The 3,204-nt window shown below is 40.2% G+C and carries 4 protein-coding genes; 2 read left to right on the top strand and 2 right to left on the bottom strand.

Going from position 1 to position 3,204, the window contains the following annotated elements:
- The first annotated feature begins 119 nt into the window (after nucleotides 1-119).
- Both G632_RS0118200 and G632_RS0118195 read left to right on the top strand, forming a co-directional pair.
- Complete coding sequence (locus tag G632_RS0118200; protein ID WP_026512700.1) at nucleotides 120-536, top strand: ASCH domain-containing protein; 417 nt, start codon at nucleotides 120-122, stop codon at nucleotides 534-536.
- The gene (locus G632_RS0118195; protein WP_022770948.1) at nucleotides 529-912 is read left to right on the top strand and encodes a hypothetical protein; all 384 of its coding nucleotides are present in this window, start codon (nucleotides 529-531) and stop codon (nucleotides 910-912) included. Before G632_RS0118200 ends, G632_RS0118195 begins: the two co-directional genes overlap by 8 nt.
- A gap of 26 nt (nucleotides 913-938) precedes the next feature.
- Here the strand turns inward: G632_RS0118195 and tnpC are convergent, their stop codons facing one another.
- Together tnpC and G632_RS0118185 are read right to left on the bottom strand one after the other, a co-directional pair.
- A complete protein-coding gene (tnpC, locus tag G632_RS0118190) occupies nucleotides 939-2,693 on the bottom strand; it encodes an IS66 family transposase (protein WP_022770947.1) in 1,755 nt (584 codons plus the stop codon).
- 2 nt (nucleotides 2,694-2,695) lie between these two features.
- Complete coding sequence (locus G632_RS0118185) at nucleotides 2,696-3,016, bottom strand: hypothetical protein (RefSeq protein ID WP_022770946.1); 321 nt, start codon at nucleotides 3,014-3,016, stop codon at nucleotides 2,696-2,698.
- Nucleotides 3,017-3,204 lie beyond the last annotated feature (188 nt).

Here is a 3,204-nt window from a genome sequence, read left to right as displayed (position 1 = left end):
GTTACTATTCACAGCCAAATAATGAGTGTTGAGCGACTCTGCAATTGTCAAAATGATGATTGCAGAGTTTTTCTATGTGTGTCATTCTTAATAATATCATATTTGAAGAGGTGATGTTTTTGAAAGCACTTAGCCTAACACAGCCATATGCTGAACTAATAAAAAATGGGGTTAAGTCTATTGAAACCCGTAGCTGGAAAACTGATTATAGGGGCATCATGTACATACATGCAAGTTCCACAAAAATTCCTAAAGGAAGCAGGGAGAATACCGAGTTAATGAAGCTGGCTGGAGGCAATGATATGGATTATGGTGCTATCATCTGTTCATGTAATCTTGTAGACTGTGTTCAAATGACGGATACTTTTGTTGAGGATATGAAACAGAATCACAGCAATGAATATTTGGCGGGGATTTATATGCCTGGAAGATATGCTTGGATATTTGAAGATATCAAGATCTTAGAAGAGCCTATAAAAATGAAGGGACATCTTGGACTGTGGAATTTTAAATTGTCGGAGAACCAATATGAATAAAGAGTATTTGTATCATGGCAGTCCTGTCAAAGTGGATAAACTTGTGCCCAATCAGGCATATGATACAGGCTTTGAATCAGGATGTCAGTACGCTGTTTACGCTACAAGCAACAAGAAAATGGCTGTTTGCTTTGCTCTGGGGTGTATAGAGGAAAACGGAGATGCTGAACGCATAATGCTTCCTCAATATGGAGATAAAATGGTGTTTAGGAACTGCCATCCTAACTATGGTGGGAAGGGATTTATATACCTCTTGGATAAAGAAAAGTTCTCCCATGCTATGGGAACGCAGTGGGTATGCTATCAGGAAATAATCCCGGATGAAGTTATTGAAATCAACGTAGATGATTACCTGGACTACTGCATTGTGGAATGATATGTAAGTATTCTAATCAGGCGGAGTTATGCTCCGCCTAAAATTTCCTTTAGGGTATATGGATTTCCTTCCATCAGTCTGGTAAGAGCCAGAAATGGTGGAATGTCATTTCTGCTGCAGGTATCGATATAGCTTTTTACATCAGCAAAGAAACCTGCATTTTTGATATCTTGATATTGCCCGGATACTTTCTGTTTTACCTTAATACCGCGAAGGCTTCTTTCTGCAAGGTTATTTGTGGGTGGCACTGAAAAGTCCTTTATCCAGAGGAAGTTACTTTTCTTGAACTTCCTAAGGCGATTTATCAGTTTCCTTTCATCAGACTCATAATATTTGCCCTTTGATGTAGCGAACTGCTCGTCGGCTCTTTTCAGGATTCTATCGATTTCTTCCATGATTGTATAATACCTGGTTCCGAAGGATTCTACGCCATTTTCCACAAGTATGTTCCGTTCATGAAGTATGCCTGCAAGGTAATTCTTCAACTCCTTGGTCCAGGGATGGTCAGAATAATCGACTATCTTCTGCATATCCCTAGAGAGATGACCAGAGCATTCTGCATTTTTGAAATGAAAGTCCTTGTTATAATTGACAGTCACATGGTCATGAACCACAGTGGTGTCTGAACCTAGCGCAGCAAGGATACCATCTTCATCAAGGCTCTTTCGGTCTTTCTTTTTATGTGCGACAAACATAGCGATATGCTCGTTGCCATAAAAACGAACGCAGCATCTTTTGGTATCCACAAAGATCACGGTGTCATCCCAGTGAAGGATTTTCTGCTTGATGCATTCAAGCTTGAGATCAATCATGAATTGTTTAAGACCGCGGGATGCCCGCTTTTGAAGCTTGCTGATATATCCTTCACTAATGGAAATCCTATTTTCAAGGAAACCATCAACAATCTTTTTAACCCGGTTTATGCTGACGTAGCCAAGATCCAAAAGCGCAAGACACATGGCCTGTAGTGCATTTCCGTATTGAACGGGCTCCTTAATTGAGAGCGGTATCGGAGAGTGGACTACATGACCACAAGAGTTGCATTTATAGACGTAGATATAATGGCGCTTTTTGACGAGCTTTACCTCGTAGTCGATAACATCTTTTGTACGTTTCTCTATAAGGGTAAGGTCATCGCTCCCGCAGTCAGGACAATTTTTTAATGTGTGCTTTTCGCGGTCAGTAATTTCACTTTCCGAAAGCGGAGCAAGGGTGTGTTTTTTGTGACCGGGCTGTCCGCCACGCTTCTTTCCGGATTTTACCCGAGAGTTAGGAATTACTTTTTTCTTGCCTATGGGAGTCTGGCTGGTGGGAAGAGAGCTGTTGGTGCCATCAGTATTATTCTTTGCTTTTTCTTTTGCCAGAGCATCCTTTAGTGCTTCTACCTGAGCTCTTAATTTATCGCTTTCAGAATCTGATGCATCGTTATTTGTCCCAAGTATGGCATCCATACGAGACTGGAGTTCGGCGCATTTTTCCTTATACTCATCAAGCTCTTTGGCCATATCTTCCTGATCAAAGACGGAGTCCATTGCCTTTGCATCAAAGTTTTCTGTAATGATAACCTGCCTGTGATATAAATCCTTATATCTTTCCAGCTGGTTTTTCAAATGCTGGTTTTCCTGCGTCAGTCTATTGATGGTTCTGATATTTTTGGCTTTCTCTTCATTGGTGTAAGTTCCTGCAGCAAGCTGGTCAAGTTTTTTCTGCAGTTTTCTGTTTTCGTTTTGGAGTTGTAAGTTTTCTTTGCGTCTATACTCGTAAGCCTGCTCTAAAGTCATTTTCAGCCCTGTTTAGTCCTTTTTGATTTTAATTCTTTTAGTTCCTGCTTCAGCATTGCGTTTTCTTCAAGCAGCCGCCTGACTTCATCTTTAAGCCCTTTCATAGTCTTGGGCATTTCATAGTCATCGGGGGATGGAACATAATTAGGACTTCGTTTTTTTCCGCGACCGTCGGTTGGAATAATTTCCCCTGTTTCTTCGTTTAGCCTGCCTATAAGAGTTCTCTTTGACCGGGATTGTTTCTTTTCTTTGTCCCAAAAAGATTTGCATTCATAGACATACGTGATTCCGGATCTTTTATCTTTTTGATGAATTATAGACATGATTTCACCTCCTATATCGTCATGTATATAGTATAACACATGACGATATTTAACACAATAGAAAAATGCCAAAAAGCATAGGAAAAATCTAGGTTTTTGGCATTTGATGCTGTGGTGAATTAATGGTTATGTATTTTCCTTGTGGTGAAAAAATGAGTCCGGAATGCAGATAGGCTGTGAATAGTAAC

It is taken from the genome of Butyrivibrio sp. NC2007 (assembly GCF_000421405.1).
GTDB lineage: Bacteria > Bacillota > Clostridia > Lachnospirales > Lachnospiraceae > Butyrivibrio.
This window is presented reverse-complemented; position numbering and strand designations above follow the sequence as displayed.

What these genes read in the sequence shown, in the direction of transcription:
- G632_RS0118185 (WP_022770946.1), bottom strand. Translation starts at nt 3,016, where the DNA reads ATGTCTATAATTCATCAAAAAGATAAAAGATCCGGAATCACGTATGTC.
- G632_RS0118195 (WP_022770948.1), top strand. Translation starts at nt 529, where the DNA reads ATGAATAAAGAGTATTTGTATCATGGCAGTCCTGTCAAAGTGGATAAA.
- tnpC (WP_022770947.1), bottom strand. Translation starts at nt 2,693, where the DNA reads ATGACTTTAGAGCAGGCTTACGAGTATAGACGCAAAGAAAACTTACAA.